The 19,997-nt window shown below is 39.9% G+C and carries 19 protein-coding genes; 10 read left to right on the top strand and 9 right to left on the bottom strand.

Annotation, left to right across the window (positions count from 1 at the left end):
* The first annotated feature begins 132 nt into the window (after positions 1-132).
* Entirely contained in the window at positions 133-300 is a 168-nt protein-coding gene (locus tag HEQ19_07390) for a hypothetical protein (protein WYL98097.1), read from the top strand.
* A gap of 713 nt (positions 301-1,013) precedes the next feature.
* Here the strand turns inward: HEQ19_07390 and HEQ19_07385 are convergent.
* Positions 1,014-1,670 carry a DUF3386 domain-containing protein gene (locus HEQ19_07385; GenBank protein ID WYL99375.1) on the bottom strand — a complete coding sequence of 219 codons (657 nt, stop codon included), beginning with the start codon at positions 1,668-1,670 and terminating at the stop codon, positions 1,014-1,016.
* 101 nt (positions 1,671-1,771) lie between these two features.
* Here HEQ19_07385 and HEQ19_07380 point away from each other — a divergent pair, with 101 nt between their 5' ends.
* On the top strand, positions 1,772-2,443 hold the full coding sequence (locus HEQ19_07380) for a LuxR C-terminal-related transcriptional regulator (protein ID WYL99374.1): 672 nt from the start codon (positions 1,772-1,774) through the stop codon (positions 2,441-2,443).
* A gap of 350 nt (positions 2,444-2,793) precedes the next feature.
* Here HEQ19_07380 and HEQ19_07375 read toward each other — a convergent pair whose 3' ends face one another.
* From HEQ19_07375 to acnB, 6 genes are all read right to left on the bottom strand, one after another.
* A complete protein-coding gene (locus HEQ19_07375; protein ID WYL99373.1) occupies positions 2,794-3,666 on the bottom strand; it encodes a hypothetical protein in 873 nt (290 codons plus the stop codon).
* 33 nt (positions 3,667-3,699) lie between these two features.
* A complete protein-coding gene (locus tag HEQ19_07370; protein ID WYL99372.1) occupies positions 3,700-5,007 on the bottom strand; it encodes a DNA methyltransferase in 1,308 nt (435 codons plus the stop codon).
* A 65-nt stretch (positions 5,008-5,072) separates the two neighbouring features.
* Positions 5,073-5,270 (bottom strand): type II toxin-antitoxin system Phd/YefM family antitoxin, encoded by a 198-nt coding sequence (locus HEQ19_07365; protein ID WYL99371.1) that lies wholly within the window; start codon positions 5,268-5,270, stop codon positions 5,073-5,075.
* Between the two features lie 55 nt (positions 5,271-5,325).
* Positions 5,326-5,772: a DUF29 domain-containing protein gene (locus HEQ19_07360; GenBank protein WYL99370.1), complete on the bottom strand. Its 447-nt coding sequence runs from the start codon at positions 5,770-5,772 to the stop codon at positions 5,326-5,328.
* A gap of 187 nt (positions 5,773-5,959) precedes the next feature.
* A complete protein-coding gene (locus HEQ19_07355) occupies positions 5,960-6,301 on the bottom strand; it encodes a XisI protein (GenBank protein WYL99369.1) in 342 nt (113 codons plus the stop codon).
* Positions 6,302-6,812: 511 nt separating this feature from the next.
* Complete coding sequence (acnB, locus tag HEQ19_07350; GenBank protein ID WYL99368.1) at positions 6,813-9,467, bottom strand: bifunctional aconitate hydratase 2/2-methylisocitrate dehydratase; 2,655 nt, start codon at positions 9,465-9,467, stop codon at positions 6,813-6,815.
* A 224-nt stretch (positions 9,468-9,691) separates the two neighbouring features.
* Between acnB and HEQ19_07345 the strand changes: the two genes are divergently transcribed.
* Complete coding sequence (locus HEQ19_07345) at positions 9,692-9,844, top strand: DUF433 domain-containing protein (protein WYL99367.1); 153 nt, start codon at positions 9,692-9,694, stop codon at positions 9,842-9,844.
* A gap of 32 nt (positions 9,845-9,876) precedes the next feature.
* Here HEQ19_07345 and HEQ19_07340 read toward each other — a convergent pair whose 3' ends face one another.
* Positions 9,877-11,019, bottom strand: coding sequence for an IS4 family transposase (locus HEQ19_07340; GenBank protein WYM03296.1), 1,143 nt, complete (start codon positions 11,017-11,019; stop codon positions 9,877-9,879).
* 215 nt (positions 11,020-11,234) lie between these two features.
* Between HEQ19_07340 and HEQ19_07335 the strand changes: the two genes are divergently transcribed.
* From HEQ19_07335 to HEQ19_07315, 5 genes are all read left to right on the top strand, one after another.
* Positions 11,235-12,269: an ATP-binding protein gene (locus HEQ19_07335; protein WYL99366.1), complete on the top strand. Its 1,035-nt coding sequence runs from the start codon at positions 11,235-11,237 to the stop codon at positions 12,267-12,269.
* Between the two features lie 369 nt (positions 12,270-12,638).
* The gene (locus HEQ19_07330) at positions 12,639-12,959 is read left to right on the top strand and encodes a 2Fe-2S iron-sulfur cluster-binding protein (GenBank protein WYL99365.1); all 321 of its coding nucleotides are present in this window, start codon (positions 12,639-12,641) and stop codon (positions 12,957-12,959) included.
* A gap of 164 nt (positions 12,960-13,123) precedes the next feature.
* Positions 13,124-13,300, top strand: coding sequence for a hypothetical protein (locus HEQ19_07325; protein WYL99364.1), 177 nt, complete (start codon positions 13,124-13,126; stop codon positions 13,298-13,300).
* Positions 13,301-13,336: 36 nt separating this feature from the next.
* Entirely contained in the window at positions 13,337-14,374 is a 1,038-nt protein-coding gene (locus tag HEQ19_07320; protein WYL99363.1) for a DUF3326 domain-containing protein, read from the top strand.
* Positions 14,375-14,840: 466 nt separating this feature from the next.
* Positions 14,841-15,422 (top strand): CPBP family intramembrane glutamic endopeptidase, encoded by a 582-nt coding sequence (locus HEQ19_07315; GenBank protein WYL99362.1) that lies wholly within the window; start codon positions 14,841-14,843, stop codon positions 15,420-15,422.
* A 59-nt stretch (positions 15,423-15,481) separates the two neighbouring features.
* Here the strand turns inward: HEQ19_07315 and ruvC are convergent, their stop codons facing one another.
* Positions 15,482-15,973, bottom strand: coding sequence for a crossover junction endodeoxyribonuclease RuvC (gene ruvC / locus HEQ19_07310; GenBank protein ID WYL99361.1), 492 nt, complete (start codon positions 15,971-15,973; stop codon positions 15,482-15,484).
* Positions 15,974-16,427: 454 nt separating this feature from the next.
* Between ruvC and HEQ19_07305 the strand changes: the two genes are divergently transcribed.
* On the top strand, positions 16,428-17,798 hold the full coding sequence (locus HEQ19_07305; GenBank protein WYL99360.1) for a gluconeogenesis factor YvcK family protein: 1,371 nt from the start codon (positions 16,428-16,430) through the stop codon (positions 17,796-17,798).
* Positions 17,799-18,299: 501 nt separating this feature from the next.
* Positions 18,300-18,770 (top strand): tRNA (adenosine(37)-N6)-threonylcarbamoyltransferase complex ATPase subunit type 1 TsaE, encoded by a 471-nt coding sequence (gene tsaE / locus HEQ19_07300; GenBank protein ID WYM03295.1) that lies wholly within the window; start codon positions 18,300-18,302, stop codon positions 18,768-18,770.
* Positions 18,771-19,997 lie beyond the last annotated feature (1,227 nt).

The following is a 19,997-nucleotide window of genomic DNA, read 5'->3' as shown; positions in this document are numbered from 1 at the left end:
TGATTAAAATTTTGGCTATAAGCGCCTGTAAGCCTTGATTTTAAAACAAAGTTATCGACTGTAATTAAAAATTTAGCACGTTAAGTACGCAAGAACCGTAATTATTTGCGATTACCTGATATTTTGCGGAATATGTTGAAAGAAATTAAAGGAGGAATCCAAAACCTGGACTTTATCCTACTGGATGCTAGAGCAGGATTCCACGATATTGGGGGATTAGCTTTAGCTGATTTATCCCATGCTGCAGTGATATTTGGCACCCAATCCGGTTCTTGCGTACTTAGCGTGCTTAATTATTAATTAAAGTTTATAAATTTGCTTTAAAAGTAAGGCTTACAGGCGTTCATAATTTAATTTTTACCAATATGATATAAAATACAGAAAATAATGGCTATTATCTTAGCTCTGCAAGGGTTTCAAGCTGATTATTTAATAAATTCAGCACGCTAAGTACGGAAGAGCCGAAAATGCCCACCTACTTCAAAACCGGAGGAAATTTTCAACTATTTGCTGCAACTTGGTATTCTTGACAGTAGGTCGGATGGACGTATTAATATGCCTGAAATTTATTTATATGGATTTGGAGTAAAAAGACGGGGTGGAATTAAACGTCCAAAATAACCGATTAAGTGTTGTAACTAAAGTTTTGAAGTTATCGTTTGTTATGGGAATTGTCTTATTCAGGCTCTAAACTCAAAATACCAACCTTTTTTGTCAACACACGGAGTGCTGAACTCGACCATTTGCGCTTATAACTCAATACAGTTCAGTTAAGGAAAATTGTCGTAGGGGCAGGGCACGGCACGAATAAAATTGTCATTAGAAGAAAAAATTTTGGATGTTCCCTACAGTGTATATCATTCGAGCCTAACTGAACTGTATTGGCTTATAACTCGGAACTTCGTGTTCGGAACTCGAAACTTGGTGTTCCGAACTCAACATACCAAAAATAAATGCGATGGCTACCCCCAGAGCAGCCCATCGCTGATGTTTATATTCCAGACTAAGACTGATTAAGCAGCAACAGGCTCCAGTAATTTAATATTCGAGAAAATAAATTCCTGATTTGATATCGTCCCTGCTGTTTGGGTGCGAATCTCCCGGCGATTTAAAATGAAATATTTACCAACCTTTTCGTATTCGTCTGTAAATTCACTTCTTCCACCCTTTTGTTCCCCGGTTTTGGGGTCATGATATACAGAATCATAGGTGTGGGACAGATAGCCTTCTCCAGTGTCGTGACTGCTAAAGGTGTCAATGGTCACAAAAGTACCGTGGATGAGACGGTGAACGTGGCTGACTTCATTGTTATGGACTTTGTATTTATCGCCGTCAGCTTTACCACCAACTAAAATCTCTACAGCACCATTTGCTTGGGTCGCACCATAGCTAAATGTATTTGCGCCGTGGGTGTCTGTAAACGCACGACGGATGCGGTGAACAGCGATTTCCCAGGCTTGAGAGTGAATCGCCTGCTTGGCTTGTTCGTCCTCCACATCTAAGACTTCCGCCTTGAGATTGGCGTTGATGAGAACTTTACCTGTGATTACTTGTTCGTCATATTTGTAAGTGACATCTGCTGTGTACCCAGGGAAATTGTTGTCCCAGGTGTAGCGGTTTTCATAAGCATCTCGGAAAAGTTCCTGAGCAGAGAGTTGTGTAACTGTCATGTGCTTTATCTATGCTACTAGTGTTATTAGCTTTTTAGCTTTGCTGGTATTAGCATAGAGGTAATTGTTGAGGCTCGGATAGTCCCCAACTGGGTACACTTATGACTAATTCTCTCCATGCTGTATTTCATGCGATCGCCAATGTCCGCGATGAGCAAGAACTTAAACTCGCACTCAAGGATACAATAGGCGAGCATTTTGACGTGCAACATTGGGGTATCTATCTTTTAAATGACCAGTCAACCACCAAGATTGATGTTCAAAGTATTCCAGATGTATGTGTCCAGAGCAATCCCATCGGGCGCTATGTGGTAGAACGTCATGCTCCCGCTCATGAGCAATTAATATTATCCCCTGACGACTGGCAAAATATTTGTCCACGTCATGACCACGAACACGTCATGACTGGCCCCATTGTCTACGATGGTCATTTAGTTGGGACGCTCAACTTAGCACGCGATCGCGGAAATCCTCCCTTTGATGGCGATGATTTAGCTGATTTAAGCGCTTTATGCATTCATTTGTCCACAAAACTTGCTACCTTAAGGGCAAAACCAAAAACATTCACATCCGCTACAACTAGTCCCTTGACACCCCGCGAATTACAAATTGCTGAATTGGTGGCGCAGGGGTTAACTAATACCGAAATCGCCGCCAGATTGTGGATTACCCAAAATTCCGTCAAGCAAGCTTTAAAGAGGATGTTTCGCAAGTTGGGGGTGTCAGCCCGTGCGGAAATGGTAGCACGATTGCAAGATGTTTTGGGTTCTTAAACCAATTCATAATTCATAATTGAATTAGAAGTAGGGTGTGTTACGGCACAAGGTCACAAAGAATAGGGAAAATAAATCAATATTTTTGCCGTAACGCACCGAGATTAATGGTGTGTTGCGCTACGGTCTAAGAGGATGTTTTAAAAGTTCTCGGCGAATAGAATTCGCTACTACACAAGCAAAGTCCACCTCCGTGGACTAACACAATATTTTCGCGTAGCGTCTCGTAGAGAAGGTTTTTCCAACCTGCGGAGGTGGTCACTGAGCTTGTCGAAGTGCAGGTTTTGTCTGTGTTTTTGTGAAATTATAGAATTTGGGTAACTCCAGAAATGTTGAGCGAATCACTTTATCTATATTACACCTACAAATGTTCTCAGAAATTTTATTGCTTCATTTTTATTTTGAAAAATTGCATGAATTGTATCGCCATTATTATAACGAATGTCAATTTCATACTTCAATGCTAGTGCAGTTGTAGGTAGATTATCTGAATAATCCTGTATATATTCAATAGCATTATAAATAGTGGCGGATTGATGAGATATTCCATGTAGAACAATCACAGTTACCGTTTGAACTATTCTGGCGAATGATTGTTCTAAACTATTAATAAATTTATCTATTTTTGTTTTTTCAAGACTGAGTATTTGATTTTTTATTTGGACAATATTGTGATTTGATAAGTTATTCCACTGAGCCAGCTTATCTTGAAATTCAGCTTCTGATGTACTTTCGTTAAAAGAGGCATTTATCTCAACCAATGCAAATGCCTTTACTATATTTTCATAGTCAAGATAAAGGATTTTAAAGCCTTTAGACTCTAATTGACTGATTGCTTCTTTAGTAAACACACCTGCTAGAATAGCACCTAGAAATGGGTTAAGGTGATTATAGGTATCTGCAAGAGGAATAAGCGCACCTTCAATTTCTTGAACCTTATTTCTAGAATGCTTGGTGTAGCGCCGCCATGCAGTCTCAATAAATGCGACTGGTAGACCGAGAGTATCTTCTGTACCTCCCCTTTCTAATACATAATCAAGGTCATGATAATTACCATAGCGATCCTGCCATGATACCTTTTTGGTGATTCGTGCCTTCCGTTTCTTTTGATAGTCCAAATAAAAACCATGCTTATCAGCTACTTGCTGAAGCGTCTCGCGAATAAATTCTTGGATGAGATTCCCAATAATCTGTCCCCATTTATGTGAAAATGACTCTGCCATTACATCTATAAACAGTAATTTACTTATATTACCTTATCCACGAACCAATAAATAGCCTTCACAAAGAGGCACTCTGTGTTTCCGATTTTTCCACTTCACATTCCGGTCACGAATTTTTTCAAACTTGCAAGTCTCAAACCCTGCTGATTGTGCTAATAAACCCATCCATTCAATTACTGGAACATAAATACCATAGGGAGCCGAATCACCAATCACAAAGCAAACTGTTGCTGGAGTTTTACATACTCGACGCAGCGCTATCCAAACTTTAGCCATATCGAAAAAGTAGCAGGCAATCATTAAATGGTAATTCTTTTTACCCCCATGTAAATGTCTCTCTTGAGATAACTGCTCACAGGTTTGAATAATATTATATTTGATTGGATCTAGTTCAGGAGATGCCAGAATTTCATCGAGATTTACATTTTTATTTGTGACGTGCTGAGAACATGAACGAATCAAATATTGCCGCACAGCATTTTGTAAATCACCCCAGCCATGAATTTCTTGCATAAAACACATTTCTAAACGTGTAGCATCTGCATAATCATAGTTATTAGCATATGGTGGTGAAGTGATTACTAAATTGGCAAAATTATCAGGTACTCCGTGGCAATTTCGAGCATCGGATTGAATAAGTGTGGCAACAGAATATGCTGTTTTTGCGGCGATTTTCATATCTATTTCTATAGTTTCTGCCATTAGCTGAAAAGCAGATATTGGTTCTAAAGGAGATTGTTTCTGTTTATTGGGTAAAATATACTGCCAAGGTGCAGTTCCCGCATGAGAAACATGGCGAAGAATAGATACAAGTGTTAACCAAGCTAATTGAGATTGAGGTGATTCATCAGCAAGCTTTTCCCAGGCTTGCCGCAATTTATCTAGAGATTGGAGTGAGGGAATACTAAAGCAATCATGAATCAGTTTGGGATATTTATCTATGGAAGATTGTAGATTTTCAGCACAGGCGATAATTTTTTTGATATGTTCAAGATAGGCATCAACATTAGTTTGATACAAAAGTTTAGTTTTGGCTATACGCGCAACAAAAGGATGAGCCTCAATGCCATAACATGGAACTCCCAATTTTTCAGATACAATTAAGGTTGTACCAGAACCGGCAAATGGATCTAAGATAGTTACTTCTCCTTGTTCTTTAGCTTGAGTGATTATCTTTTCAACCCATTGTGCAGAGAAACCAGCACTGTATCTAAACCAGCGATGTACTGGCAATTTCATGTTATCTATAAAAGTAGAAGAGTTGTCAAAGCTTTGAGAAATAATATCAGGTATTTCTGTTGATAAAATTTGCTGAAATGGTAACTCTAATTTTTTATTCATCCTAGTTTCCGCGCAACCCGTTCTAATTTACTTGCTTTAGTTGGCATTTGCAATGCCCTTCATCCTCAAGATATCAACATCTTCTTTACTTCGTCTAAACATCCTGAATTACTTTCTTTTTCTTCCTGTTTAGCATCCCTAAAATCTCTTAAATATTCTAAATCTTCTAACAATTCTTGAATTTTCAGAAATTCCTCATAAGACAAAACAGCAAATTCCTTTTGCCCATTTTTTGTTAAAAATTCAGGATGTAATTCAATCATTCTTTAATCTCCTCTTATTCATAAGCCTTACTACGATGTTTAATTTTATAAATAATTATTCACTAATTTTTAATGTTTCTTCCAAGGTAAAAGGAGATTCTTGAGGAAAAAAATTTAATTTAATACCTGTTTCATCAGATGCTTTTATTCGAGCTTTTTGATAACAATCTGCAAACAATTCTGCGAGTAGAGTTTGCAAACTTGGACTATCTTCTAATAATGTTTCAATACAGATGCGCTGCTCAGAAATGGTACTGCGCCAACTTTCACTACGTTTTTCTGGTTGATATTGCCATTTCAATAAGTGCATTAATAGCACAATTACGCGACTTTTTAACTCCCGTTTTTCACTTCTCCCCATGCTTTCAATTTCTTCAATTAAATTAGGTAGATCTATTTCGTTAAATTTATTCTCTTTTAGCTGTTGGACAACGGTTTGTGTCCATAAGTAAAAATCTTGATCATAAAGATTTTTGTCATTGATAAAAGATGGGCTGCTCATTAATTAATATTCCTCGCAATTTGATTGATTTAAATTAGATGATTTTTCATACTTTGTTATAAAAATTAATTTTCATCTGAAACTATTGCAAAAATACCCAATTTGTAGGGTGGGTCAGATGTCAAAAATCTGTTGTTCATCACCAAATTATAAAATCTGACGCACCCTACTAAACTAAATTATAGCTTTAAGCAGCGGCAAACTCAGTCAATTTACGAGTTTCTGGATCGTGAAAAGCTAAAACAATATCCTCTCTTGGTACACCTTCCCTTAATAATTCAGTAGCAATTCCTTCTTCTGTCCAATCGTCTTCAATGTAAATTTTCTCATTTTTAATCCGAACATAAACAGAAATTGCTTTAACTCTCTTTCCTTGTTTCCAACCAATATTAAACCAGAGATACTGGCGTCTTTCATCGTCAAAAATTAATTCTTCATCTACATCATCATCAGGAACTTGTGCTGAAATTTGTTGATACTCTGTTAAAATTTGCTTGATGAGATTTTGATAATGAGTTAGCTTATCCATTTGAAAATTTCCTCTGGCTGTAAATCAATAATTAATAGTGATACTTGATATTTCTCTAAAATAAACTTACTCCCTTCCCGGTCTAAGATTACCTATAATTCAATACAGTTCAGTTAGGCTCGAATGATATAGACTGTAGGGGCACGGCATCCAAAATTTTTTCTTCTAATGACAATTCTATTCGTGCCGTGCCCCTACGACAATTTTCCTTAACTGAACTGTATTGACCTATAATTTTCCTTCTTTGCGCCTACTCTTCGAGAACGCTTCGCGAATGCGCCTTCTCTGCGTTCGCGTAGCGTGTCGTTCGCGGTAGCGTTGCGTAGCAAAGACAGACGCTGCGCGAATGCAGAAGCTCAAAATTCTTTCCCTAGAGGACGCTCCGCGAACTGTAATCTTCTAACAGAAAGCGAGTAAGGCATTTTTAACAGCATTATGGTAAATGTCTTTTGCCGGCATTCTCACCCTAGTAATAAAATCAGGTGAGCTAAAATAGCCCACCCTAATTAGATTATACCAACAAAGCCTCCTGCTCTTTAGAAATCACGCGCCCTTCATCCTCAAAACCGGCGATTTGATCAAAGTTCAAATACTGATACAAATTCTCGGCAAAAGGATGAATCTTCTGCGCTACAATATCAAGATATTCTGGTACTGTGGGAATGCGTCCTAACAAGGCACAAACTGCAGCTAATTCGGCGGAACCAAGATAAACTCGCGCACCTTTACCCATGCGGTTGTTGAAGTTGCGGGTTGAGGTAGAAAATACGGTTGTGTTATCAGCAACTCGCGCCTGATTTCCCATGCACAAACTACAACCTGGCAGTTCTATTCTTGCACCTGCAGCACCAAAAACACTATATACACCTTCTTCTTTTAATTGGTGTTCATCCATGCGGGTTGGTGGTGCTATCCACAGGCGAGTTTTCACTTCACCTGCGCCTTCTAATACTTTTGCTGTTGCGCGATAATGACCGATATTGGTCATACAAGAACCTACGAATACTTCTTGTACTGGATCATTAGCAACTTCCGATAATAATTTAACATTATCGGGGTCATTGGGAGCGGCTACAATTGGTTCGGTGATTTCGTTTAAGTCAATTTCAATGATTTCGGCATATTCAGCATCTGCATCTGCTGCTAATAACACGGGATTTGCTAACCATTCTTCCATTTGGGCGACTCGGCGGAGAATAGTCCGCGCATCGTTATAACCCCGTGCTACCATATTTTTTAACAAGGCTACGTTAGAATGTAAATATTCGGAAATTGTCTCTTGACTCAGTTTAATAGTAGAACCAGCACAAGAACGTTCGGCTGTAGCATCGGCGAGTTCAAAGGCTTGTTCAACTTTCAAATCTGGTAAGCCTTCAATTTCTAAAATTCTGCCAGAAAAAACGTTTTTCTTGTTTTCTTTGGCTACTGTCAGCAAGCCTTTTTGAATTGCTACGTAGGGAATGGCGTTAACAATATCCCTCAAGGTAATTCCGGGTTGCAATTCTCCTTTGAATCGTACCAAAACTGATTCTGGCATATCCAAAGGCATCACACCCAACGCGCCTGCAAAAGCTACTAAACCAGAACCAGCGGGGAAGGAAATTCCCAAGGGGAAGCGGGTGTGGGAGTCACCACCTGTTCCCACGGTGTCGGGTAATAGCATCCGGTTTAACCAAGAGTGGATTATACCATCACCGGGACGCAAAGCTACGCCGCCACGTTGGGCGAAAAAGTCGGGGAGTTCGTGATGGGTTTTGATGTCTACTGGTTTAGGATAGGCTGCAGTGTGACAGAAACTTTGCATTACTAAGTCAGCACTAAAACCCAAACAGGCGAGTTCTTTTAATTCGTCGCGGGTCATCGGACCTGTGGTATCCTGAGAACCAACGGTAGTCATAATCGGTTCGCAAGATGTACCGGGACGGACACCGGGTAAACCGCAAGCTTTACCCACCATTTTCTGTGCCAAGGTATAGCCTTTACCTGTGTCAGCAGGTGGTTGGGGACGGATAAATAAGGTGCTGGGTGGTAAACCTAGTGCTTGGCGGGTTTTATCGGTGAGGGTACGTCCAATTAATAGGGGAATTCGTCCACCTGCGCGGACTTCATCGAGGATGGTATCGGGTTTGAGGGTGAAGGTAGAAAGGACTTCGCCAGATTCGTTGGTGATTTCGCCTTTGTAGGGATGAATGGTGATCACCATACCAGTTTCTAATTTGGTGACATCACACTGGATGGGTAAAGCACCAGCATCTTCGGCTGTGTTGAAAAAGATGGGAGCGATCGCCCCACCTAAAATATAACCCCCTGCCCGCTTGTTTGGTACAAAAGGAATATCATTTCCCATATGCCACAATACTGAGTTAATGGCAGACTTACGGGAGGAACCAGTACCTACCACATCGCCAACGTAAGCAACGGGATGTCCTTTTTTCTTCAACTCAACAATGGTTTCTAAACTTCCCGGTTGCCGTGACTCTAACATAGCCAAGGCGTGTAAGGGAATATCTGGGCGAGTGGTAGCATGGGTTGCGGGGGATAAGTCGTCGGTGTTGGTTTCTCCAGGGACTTTGAAGACGGTAACGGTGATAGCTTCCGGTAATTGGGGACGAATCGTAAACCATTCAGCTTCAGCCCAGGAGTCTACTACCCGCTTGGCAAAAGGATTAGTTTTCGATAACTCCAAAACATCATGAAAAGCATCATACACCAAAAGGATTTTGCTTAAGGCAGTAGCGGCGTAAGCTGCAATCGGTTCCCTTCGACTCCGCTCAGGACAAGCCTTTCCTTGTCCTCCCATCGCCAGAGGTGTTGTGGAAGAGTCTGATAGATATACCGCAGGAATTTGCAGTAAGTCAATTAAAGATTGTACATTATAACCACCCACCATTGTTCCCAACAATTCCACCGCGTCTATAGGCGAAATCAACGGACTGGTAATTTCACCTTTAGCAATTGCAGTCAGAAATCCAGCTTTAACATAAGCACCAGCATCCACACCAGGAGGGACGCGATCGCGCAATAATTCTAATAATGTCTCTTCTTCCCCTTGGGGTGGATTTTTCAGTAATTCACACAGTTGTGCTGTTTGCTTTGCATCTAGAGGTAAGGGGGGAATTCCGAGTAATGCTCTTTGCTCAACCTGTTCACGATATGATTCTAGCATTTTTATATTCTCCATTCGGTTGATATCCCCCTAATAATGGGGCAATTTTTAGCAGACTTTAGCTATCAAATTTTACCTTATTTTCTGAGCTAAAAGCATTACTGGTCAATGGTTTTGGCAAATTATAATTTATACTTAATGTATAGTCTTCCCTCATTCCTCTCAACTCTGTTAAACTACGGAAAAACTATATATACTTAGATTACAAGGACTATAATCAACTTATGAATTTAAATAATTATTTTGACTTCCTTGCCGCTGATGATATTCGCATTAAAGGTCATCGTATTGGAATAGAAACCGTTTTATATGAATATCTATTTAAAGGAAAAACTGCGGAAGAGATTGCCAAAACCTATCCGAGTTTGTCCTTATAAGCAGTTTATGCCTGAGGGGGCGACGAAATAAGCTAAAACATAGACTCGATAAGCTTCATAGCCCTCAATCCCTGTTGATAATACTTGCGCTTATTACGATTAATTCTCATTAATTCTGTCACTAATTCCATACAAATATCTGTGAAATTGACCCAAGTTTGACCATACAAGCCAACATAAAAACTACTATGTCTCCGCACAGAGCGACCAGACTCTTTAACACGAGCTACATATTTTTGTATTCCTTTATGTTTAATTTTTTGACCCTGAATCATGGCAGAAGTGTAAGCGAGCGTTATCAGTAAAACTAGAGAAATAAATCGGTTGCCTTCAACATTAGTCTCTTCTAAATTATAACCACCTGTTTTAAAATCTCTAAACATTTCTTCTATATCAAATCTTTGTTTATAGGCAGATATTGCCGACTCTAAGTCGTCAAAATTTGTTAAAATAAACCATCCTTCTTTCGGTGCTACTCCATTGATTTTACGTTTCCATTTAGCCGCTACATTAAAGCTCATAAAACCCCGAGTCTTTGTCACTTTAACTCCTTTGATAAAAAAAGAAACTCCCGGTACTAAACCCAGATTTTTTAACTCAACAAAAACATCTTTTTCAACTTGCAAAAACTCATTCTTTTTTAATCGCAAACAAAAATACACATCCAATCCCTGGAGATACTTTGCCAGTTTGACAGAGCAAAATTCTCTATCACCTAATACACAGATTTTATAGTTTTTAAAGATTGGTATTACTTGAGACAATATTTTTTGTTGTTCAGCGATGTTACTATTACCTAATTTTGGCAATAAAGTAAAATATATTGGTACTGCTCTTTTATCCCAAATGATACTCACCATGAATAAATTTATCCGACTCCAATTAGTTCTATCAATTGCTATATAAATAATTTTTTCATCTTTGAAGTATGTTTCCAGCCATTCTTTAATAATGGGAAACCAAACTTTCTCAATGGTGAGATTTGGTAATGATAAAAATCTTTGTATTCTCTTTCTTCTACTCTCAAATTTAACTGCCAAAGGTAGCGCATTTGCTAACTTTTCTAAAGTTACTTCTTTGATTGACTGTAATAGATGGATTAAAATTTTTAGCAGCAAGTATTCTGCTAAACTTAATTGACTTTTTAAGTGGTTTTGGTAGAATGCAGGTAACATTATCATTAGATAGGTCTTATTGACAAAAGTAGACCTATCTTTTTCTACCACAAAACGTTGCCCTCCTTACATACAAAGCTTTTGAGCTTGTTTCGTCGCCCCTTCAGAGTTTATGCAACAATTTTATAATTACTAAAAACCTAGTTTAAGCTCCATAGTCTATCTATACTGATACAATATTTAAAATACCGCTTACTACCCAATTACTGACTAGTATGAACCTAGATAAACTAGAAAAGTGCCCCTATGCAACTACAGTTAAACCTTCTAATCAAATTTTTGATGAATTAGGTAAAAATACTTATAATTATTTAGATATTATTTCGGAATTAATAGATAATTCTATCGCAGCTAGAAGAACAGATATAGATATACTAGAAGTGACAATCAAATTATTGCTTAATAAAAACAATAAGGCAGTTAAATTGACAATTACTGATAACGCAGCAGGTATTTCTCAAGATAAATTAGGTGAAGCAATTACACCTGCTGGTCGTCAAAAGCCTAATTCTTTAAATGAACATGGTTTGGGAATGAAGCAAGCAATCGCCGCATTGGGTACACTTGAATATTTGCTAACAAAAGTAGTTGATGAACCTAAAGCAAGACTAATTAAAAAACTAGAATTTGGCGATATTCCAACTTATTATGCGGATTTTCAATCTCAGTCTGGTACTGAAATCTCAGTAATTAATTTAAAATCAATTGTTGTTTTTGATATTAATAAAATAAAAAGAGAGATTAAACCAATGTTAGGCGCAAGATATAGAAGGTTTTTGTCAGCAGATAATAGAAAGATGAATTTAGAATTAACATTCTGGAAGGAAACCAATCAAGGAAATTTATTTGAAAATGAGATTTTCACATGTCCAAAGGGTATTAGATACAAATTTCAAGCTAAACACGAAGTTCAAGAAGTTAAACCTATATATTTTCATTCATCTAAAAGAACCAATAAGCCAGAAATCTTGAAACATCCAATTTCTGGTAAAGGTTGGAAAGCTGAGTTGACTTTTGGATACGCACCTCAAGACAAAGAATATGAAGAAATTGGTGTAGAGATACCTCCCAAATCTGATCCTTACTACGTTTCCATGAATAAACAAGGGCTTGATATTATACTGCATAATAGAGTGATTTTATTTCATCAGTTATTTGAACTAGATATAGTTCCTAATCGAGGCTCTTCCGTACTTAGCGTGCTGAATTTGTTAAAAAATAAGTTTGAAACCCTTGTGTGGCTCCGATAAAAGCCATTATTTTTTGTATTTGAGCTACTGTTACTAAAAATCAAATTATAAACGCCTGTAAGCCTTGTTATTAAAGCAATTTAATCGACTTTCATTAATAATTAAGCACGCTACACACGCAAGAGCCGAAATTTTCGGATATTTTGCTTAAATTATAGCCTAAATCGCTCTTGTGGTGAGCCTAGGGTGCGATCGCTCTCAGGTATAATACAGATATTACAATGATTTTCTGATAAATAGACCACGCTTTTGGGGCGCAAGGCCTAGATCCCCTACAGGGATCTGTGGTTCAAAGAAATGAAAATTGCTGTATGTCTACTCATCAGATAAAATATTAACTTTGTCCGTTAAATTGCACCGCTTTTGTATATGACCAAAACTTACACCGTTCAAATTCACCACCAAGGGTCAATTCATACTTTACAAGTCCCTGAAGATCAAACCATTTTATCAGCTGCTGACAAAGCCGAGTTGGGTTTACCTAGTTCCTGTCATGCTGGCGTTTGTACAACTTGCGCCGGTAAAATTATTGAGGGAATGGTCAATCAAGCTGATGGTATGGGGGTGAGTCCACATTTACAAAAACAAGGTTATGTATTGCTTTGTGTCGCCAAACCCCTTTCAGATATCAAAGTAGAAACCGAAAAAGAAGACACACTTTATCAGTTGCAGTTTGGTAAAGACAAATAAGTGGTTTAATTTAAAAGATCTACTTTTGCTATAGGTCTATTGTTTTTTGTTCAAAAATCAAATAGAAGTGCTATATTTGAGGTTTGAATTATACGTTGGGTGGGCATTGCCCACCCAAAGGCGATATTCACTCAGGTCTAATATACTCAACAGGATTCACCGCCATGACTACCCATTTTATTACAGCAGAAATCGACCTCCAAGAAACCCCTACCGAACTACAACAAGCCATCGAAGCCGAGTTGCAAAAACAAGGCGAACCCCTACGCTGGGCGATTACCTCTGTGGATGACCAACAGCAAATAGCTACTGTAGAAGCCGTGGTGACAGTTGAGGGTTAGGAGTGAAAAGTGAGTAACTTCTAACTCATCACTGACATGCAAAGTCCCTACACCGCTGTTTTGATTATACCTACCGGCATTGGAGCAGCGATTGGTGGTTATGCAGGAGACGCACTACCAGTAGCTAAAGTTTTAGCACAGGTTTGCGATCGCCTGATTACTCACCCCAATGTCCTCAATGGCGCTTCTTTGTATTGGAATATCCCTAACTCTTTCTACGTGGAAGGTTTTGGACTTGACAAATTTGCCGCTGGATGCTGGGGTTTACGTCCCGTTCGCAGTAACAAAATAGGTTTGCTTTTAGACCAAGGGATAGAACCAGACTTGCGGTTACGACACCTGCAAGCAGCGGATGCAGCCAGAGCTACCTTGGGCTTGACCATCACAGATTATGTAATTACTGATGCCCCGTTAAATGTACAATTACAGATAGCCCCATCGGGTGCAAGTTGGGGGACAATTGGTAATCCTGATAGTTTATTAAGGGCAGCAGAGAAATTAATTAAAAAAACTGGCGCAGAAGCGATCGCAGTTGTTGCCCGTTTCCCCGATAATCTGGATGAGGAAGCAGCGCAAAATTACCGCCACGGTAAAGGCGTCGATCCTCTAGCGGGCGCAGAAGCTGTGATTAGTCATTTGTTAGTGCGAACCTTTCAAATTCCTTGCGCCCATTCTCCAGCTTTGGCGAGTGTACCCCCAGATCCTAATTTATCTCCCCGTTCCGCCGCCGAAGAATTAGGCTATACTTTTTTACCAAGTGTTCTGGTTGGCTTGAGCCGCGCACCACAATTTATTATAGAAAAGGGATTGAGTCCATATCTACAAGAGGATATTTGGGCAGATCAAGTTGATGTGGCGATCGCACCTGCAACCGCTTGTGGCAGTAGCGCCTTACTAACTTTAAGTCAAAAGCGATGCCAAATTATCACCGTGGAGGAAAATAAAACTCAAATAAATGTTCCTGCCCAAGCTTTGGGGATTAAAGCAATACAGGTAAACTCATATTTAGAAGCAGTGGGTGTATTGGTAGCACTCAAAACAGGTATCAATCCCCTCACCCTCAGACTACATTGACACTCCTTAGCCTAAAGGCTAAGGATTCTTGGTTCAACGAGTCCACTTAGCCTAGACCCCTTGCGGTATCTAAGCCAGAGGTGGTTCTCTCCCCAAGCGTTAACTTTTGGTCTGCCCGACCATAGTTGCACATAGTGCAAAATTTGTTTGCAGTTTAATGCTGTTAGTCTAGTACCTGTAAATCTTTTACCTACTTCCAGGCGATACTAGAACTACGAAGTAGAACCCCATAGATTTAGTTGTCTTGGCGTAGCCTCTCCCTTTGGGAGAAGGTGCAGCGTCTACTTGTTAGGTAGCAAATGGGTTTTTTATGTGGTTGATTACCCTTCCACAAAGGCTATTATACCAAAAGCCGTCGTAGAACGACGGGGTTTTAGACCCAGATTTTTGATAAGTTATTTGTTATTTGTTATTTGTCACGATTCCACAATTCTTCCCCCACTCCCCCACTCCTCCCTAAACACCCGTGGTTGAACAAAAAAGACAAGAGCCAGAAATTCCCTACCTGACACGCATCCAAGTACTGGGAGCGATGGGAGCGACTGCTATAATTTTATGGATAGTCGCCAAACTTTGGTTGCGCTTTGGTGATTTTTCCCTATATTCTTGGCGGTGGCACCCCAGAGATTTTTTCCTGGGGTTAGGATTGGGATTAATCATCACGGTTTTAAGTGGTTTAGGTTATCGCTTGTGCCCTCCCTACCGTAAAAGTGCAGATTACTACCTAGATTTGGTGCTAAAGCCCTTAGCCTTACCTGACATAATTTGGCTGGGGTTGCTACCAGGTTTGAGTGAAGAATTATTATTTCGCGGCGTGATGCTGCCAGCATTAGGATCAGATCATGTAGCAGTTATCGTATCCAGTCTTTCCTTTGGCGTCTTACACCTCAGCGGTGAGCAACAATGGCCCTATGTAATTTGGGCAACTATTGTTGGGCTAACGCTTGGTTATAGTACCCTTTTGAGTGGGAACTTATTAGTGCCTATTGTTGCTCATATTCTTACCAATTTGCTTTCTAGCTATTTCTGGAAAATACGGGTAATTTGACCAAAAGTCGCCCTAGAAGGGCGAGGCTTTAAACCCAAATTTCCGGTGAATTGGAAAACCTATACCTGATACCAAGCAGTCAAGGCGACTGCTAAAGCATCAGCAGCATCATCTGGCTTGGGAATCTCATCTAAATTCAACTCCCCCGCTACCGCTTCTTGGACTTCGGACTTATCGGCATTGCCATAACCAGTTAAAGCTTGTTTAATTTGAGCAGGGGTAAATTCGACATAGGGGAGACGACGTTGACCCAAAACTAACATGAGTACACCCCGTGCCTGTGCAACTACGATAGTACTTGACATACGATAGAAGAATAATTTCTCAATCGCAACCAAATCCGGTTGCGACTCCTCTATCAGGGTGTGCAAATCGTCAAACAACGTACATAGGCGCTGTGCCATTTCTGTATCTGCAGAAGTTCTGATTACACCAAAATCCAGCATATTTACGGTTGTGTCTGGGACTTTGGTTTGATTTTCTTTGCAGCTAATTAGCCCAAAGCCTACAATTGCCAGTCCTGGATCTAATCCTAAAATTCGTTTTTCCATTAATTAAATTTAGTTTCACCAAACTAGTACAATAGGGCAGAAATAAAAATACAATCTTCACAGAGCTACAAAATCCCAGAAATTAGGCGTTTTGAATTTTGAATTTGGCAGGTGAATTCCGTGCAGCGGTACTAGGTTGTTGTTTGACTACAAATGCTGGCAACTTTCAGGAGTCATGCTCAGTCTACTGGAATAAGACTCAAGTTGCATGTCATATTTTTTCTAGTACTCTGTCAAGATAAAAATGATGGACTGTAGTGCGGGCATCTTGCCCGCGTGAGCGAGACGCTCACACTACCAAAAATCCCTCAAAACAAAATTGACAGACTACTAGAGGTTATCGAGAGCCAAAAGTCAACAGTTTGAAAAATGTAATAATTCCATGCTTGGTGTTGAAACCAGGTAGTGTACATTTTCTGTTAATTATTATTTATACCACCGCTCCGAATCAGGTATGTCAATCGGTTTTCTTAGACAAGCCCTCAACGTCATGCAAAAGCAGTCGCGCAGTCGCACTTCCTATCGGGTGAACCAGTGGTTCAAATGGTTATCCCCTGGGCTTTCCATAAAACGCTGGTTATTGATCAGTCTTGGGGGTGTAGTGTTAGTCAGTCTGGGGTTAGCTATTTGGATTAAGCTGACCCCCATTTTTTGGATGTTGGAGTTGCTTAAGGGTTTTCTGGGAGTACTCACCGAGATCTTACCCAACTATATCAGTGGTCCGTTGGTGATACTGTGCGGTTTGCTGTTGGTGCTTTGGGGACAAACTCGCACTGTCGGCTCAATTACTGAAGTCTTAAGACCACATGGCGAAGAGGACCTGATTGATGTGCTGTTAGCCCATCGGCGATTGTTCCGAGGCCCGAAAATAGTAGTGATTGGTGGTGGTACAGGACTTTCTACATTACTGCGGGGACTGAAAACCTACAGTGCCAATATTACTGCTATTGTTACCGTCGCCGATGATGGTGGCTCTTCTGGGCGATTGCGCCAGGAATTTGGTGTGCTACCACCAGGGGATATTCGTAATTGTTTGGCTGCGCTTGCAGATGAGGAAAAATTATTAACAGAATTATTTCAATATCGCTTTCGTGCTGGGGATGGCTTGACAGGTCACAGTTTTGGCAATTTGTTTTTAACCGCGATGAGTGACATTACTGGGGATTTAGAACGCGCTGTTGCAGCTAGTTCCAAAGTCCTAGCGGTACGGGGACAAGTTTTACCAGCCACTCTCAGCGATGTTCGTCTCTGGGCAGAATTAGCGGACGGTCGCCGCATTGAGGGCGAATCTAGCATTCCCAAAGCCGGAGGTAAAATTGTGAAAATTGGCTGCATTCCTGCTAATCCCCCAGCTTTACCAGCTGCTATCAAGGCAATTAAAGAAGCTGATTACATTATTATTGGTCCTGGTAGTCTTTATACTAGCTTAATTCCTAATTTATTAGTCCCACAAATTGCCGATGCGATCGCCGCCACAACTGTCCCCCGCATCTATATTTGCAATATCATGACTCAACCTGGAGAAACTGAGGGATACACTGTTGCTGACCACATCAGCGCAATTGATGCGGCTTCTGGTCAAAGACGGCTTTTTGATGCTGTACTCGTACATAAAAAATCCCCATCAGCCCAATCACTCATCCGCTACGCTCAACAAAATTCCCATCCCGTGTTCCTTGATCGAGAAGCTGTCACCAAACTAGGACGCCGGATTGTCCCAGCAAATATTTTGTATGAAGATGAAACCGGTTTTGTCCGTCACAATCCCCAGAAACTAGCGCGAGTATTGTTGCGCTGGTACAGTGGAGCTCATCACGCCAAATGAGAATTTGTCCTTTGTCAGTTGTCAGTTGTCCTTTGTCAAATAACCAATCACAAATGACTAATGACTAATGACTAATGACTAATGACTAATGACTAATGACCAATAACAAATTTTGACACTCTCCTGCCTAAAGGCGAGGAGATTCTTTAAAAGGAGATACCAGGAATGGCATTGCTCGTACCACAACTCCCAGAACCGTTTACCCGTATCCCAGTGTCGTGCGATGCGCGGTGTCAATCGCGCCTACTCCCTCCAAGCAGTGCGTAAACTGCCCATTGGGTCTACTTATCGTATGCTTGTTACTCACTCACTTAATTGTCCTTGTTTGTGGGGGCTGGGACTGGAGTACAGAGTACCTCCTTACCCATGTAGAGTAACAGCCTTTTAACCAGAACGTCCCGCCACTGGGAGTTTCACCCACCAATTAAGGTCCTAGTGGCTGTGCTGATTATACCATGTAAAGCCGTCCTAGAAGGACGGGGTTTCATACCCATTTTTCTGATGAAAATTCTTCTCAAAGACGCAGAAGCTACACTACGTTTGGGTATCAGTCTTAGTGAATCCCTGACCCCTGGTAGTGTAATTTTATTAGAGGGTGATTTAGGTGCTGGCAAAACCACTTTAGTCCAAGGCATTGGCAAAGGTTTGGGCATTGCTGAACCCATTGTAAGTCCCACTTTCACCCTCATTAATGAGTATACAGAAGGACGCCTCGCCCTTTACCACCTTGATTTATATCGCTTAGAACCACAAGATGTTGCAGCCTTAAATTTAGAAAGCTACTGGGAAGGTATTGAGGTCATACCAGGAATTGTGGCGATTGAATGGGCAGAACGAATGTCCTATAAACCCGATAGTTATCTGAGAGTGCGTTTAATTTATGGGAATGACGGTGATCGCCAAGCCGAAATTACGCCATTCAATTCTACCATTAGCGAAGGAATTTCCAGCTTAGGATTTAGCCAAAACTGAATCGGATTGACCAAGCCAATTTTAGATTTTAGATTTTAGATTGTTTCGGTTCGAGCAAGGCCCCGCAGAATTTTAGATTTTAGATTTAATCCAAAATCCAAAACTTGTACTGAGCGAAGTCGAAGTATCCCAAATCTAAAATTGTTTGCCCCTTGTGGTCGGGGTCAATCCAAAACTTGTACTGAGCGTTCGCGCAGCGTCCCGCAGGGAAGTCGTTGGCGTAGCCTCTCGTAGAGAAGTATCCCAAATCCAAAATCGTTTGACCCTTATCCTATCTGCCACTACCACGTTCATCAGTGTAATTAATTATCATTGTTATCCTTGTGTTCTCAATTAGTAAAAAAATCAGGGAAAAATTATTCGACAGAAGATGTATCTACAATTGATATCGACTAGCTTGATTGCCGAAGTAACCAATTCACAGTAGATATTGATTTTGGCGGATTTTTGGATGTTACCGCAGGCTCATCAGCTTTTTGGTTAAATGATTCTCAGTAACAGCCAATTTCCCGAAGTAAAACAAACAATTTTTAAGGAGGAATTAACCACATGTAAACTTTTCTTGGAAGAAAATAGATTTTTTACAAAAAATAGTCAGCATGGTTTAGCCCAATTTTTATTCTCTATAGCGAATAAGAGATAAATTGGATGCTTGAATACCCAAATATATTTCAGAAAAGTTAAACAATTCTCACGGCTTATATAAATTATCTAACTTGTTCCTGGGTTTATTGTTCCCACTAGAAGTCCACGATCTATACCGTGAAAACTGGCAATTTTAAATTAATGAGATAAAGTGATTCAAATATTTTTTCTCGAAAAGATATTCTTATATCGCTATATATATGCATTACCTAAGTAAGATAATAATCAAAAATTTGCATGGTATAAATACTTGATGAGCGCGTATTTATACGCTTTTTAATATTGAAAATATATTGCTATTTAGATGGGCAATATATTTTTAAGTGTATGCACTATAACAATGAAGAGTAAATATGGATAAAATTACCTATTTATCAGCTTTTCAGGATTTTTTGCTTGCACAAATAAACCCGGATTATTATATAGTAAGCCGGTTTTATTTGTGCAAAAATTTTAAGTATTTATATACTGGACAATACCAAAAAACCCTTCATCAAGAAGGGAACAGGGAACTCTTAACACTTCGTTCCGCACTGTTAAGAGCTCTTTAGTTAAGATTTCCCTCAGTCCTTGGGAGTTGGA

The sequence above is a fragment of the Gloeotrichia echinulata CP02 genome, from assembly GCA_038087035.1.
GTDB lineage: Bacteria > Cyanobacteriota > Cyanobacteriia > Cyanobacteriales > Nostocaceae > Gloeotrichia > Gloeotrichia echinulata.
Note: the sequence above shows the minus strand (reverse complement) of the source record. Positions and strands in the feature narration are given on the sequence as shown.

What these genes read in the sequence shown, in the direction of transcription:
- HEQ19_07365 (WYL99371.1), bottom strand. Translation starts at nt 5,270, where the DNA reads ATGATTGAATTACATCCTGAATTTTTAACAAAAAATGGGCAAAAGGAA.
- HEQ19_07375 (WYL99373.1), bottom strand. Translation starts at nt 3,666, where the DNA reads ATGGCAGAGTCATTTTCACATAAATGGGGACAGATTATTGGGAATCTC.
- HEQ19_07355 (WYL99369.1), bottom strand. Translation starts at nt 6,301, where the DNA reads ATGGATAAGCTAACTCATTATCAAAATCTCATCAAGCAAATTTTAACA.
- tsaE (WYM03295.1), top strand. Translation starts at nt 18,300, where the DNA reads ATGAAAATTCTTCTCAAAGACGCAGAAGCTACACTACGTTTGGGTATC.
- HEQ19_07345 (WYL99367.1), top strand. Translation starts at nt 9,692, where the DNA reads ATGAATTTAAATAATTATTTTGACTTCCTTGCCGCTGATGATATTCGC.
- HEQ19_07320 (WYL99363.1), top strand. Translation starts at nt 13,337, where the DNA reads ATGCAAAGTCCCTACACCGCTGTTTTGATTATACCTACCGGCATTGGA.
- HEQ19_07385 (WYL99375.1), bottom strand. Translation starts at nt 1,670, where the DNA reads ATGACAGTTACACAACTCTCTGCTCAGGAACTTTTCCGAGATGCTTAT.
- HEQ19_07335 (WYL99366.1), top strand. Translation starts at nt 11,235, where the DNA reads ATGAACCTAGATAAACTAGAAAAGTGCCCCTATGCAACTACAGTTAAA.
- ruvC (WYL99361.1), bottom strand. Translation starts at nt 15,973, where the DNA reads ATGGAAAAACGAATTTTAGGATTAGATCCAGGACTGGCAATTGTAGGC.
- HEQ19_07330 (WYL99365.1), top strand. Translation starts at nt 12,639, where the DNA reads ATGACCAAAACTTACACCGTTCAAATTCACCACCAAGGGTCAATTCAT.
- HEQ19_07305 (WYL99360.1), top strand. Translation starts at nt 16,428, where the DNA reads ATGTCAATCGGTTTTCTTAGACAAGCCCTCAACGTCATGCAAAAGCAG.
- HEQ19_07325 (WYL99364.1), top strand. Translation starts at nt 13,124, where the DNA reads ATGACTACCCATTTTATTACAGCAGAAATCGACCTCCAAGAAACCCCT.
- HEQ19_07390 (WYL98097.1), top strand. Translation starts at nt 133, where the DNA reads ATGTTGAAAGAAATTAAAGGAGGAATCCAAAACCTGGACTTTATCCTA.
- HEQ19_07380 (WYL99374.1), top strand. Translation starts at nt 1,772, where the DNA reads ATGACTAATTCTCTCCATGCTGTATTTCATGCGATCGCCAATGTCCGC.
- acnB (WYL99368.1), bottom strand. Translation starts at nt 9,467, where the DNA reads ATGCTAGAATCATATCGTGAACAGGTTGAGCAAAGAGCATTACTCGGA.
- HEQ19_07340 (WYM03296.1), bottom strand. Translation starts at nt 11,019, where the DNA reads ATGTTACCTGCATTCTACCAAAACCACTTAAAAAGTCAATTAAGTTTA.
- HEQ19_07370 (WYL99372.1), bottom strand. Translation starts at nt 5,007, where the DNA reads ATGAATAAAAAATTAGAGTTACCATTTCAGCAAATTTTATCAACAGAA.
- HEQ19_07360 (WYL99370.1), bottom strand. Translation starts at nt 5,772, where the DNA reads ATGAGCAGCCCATCTTTTATCAATGACAAAAATCTTTATGATCAAGAT.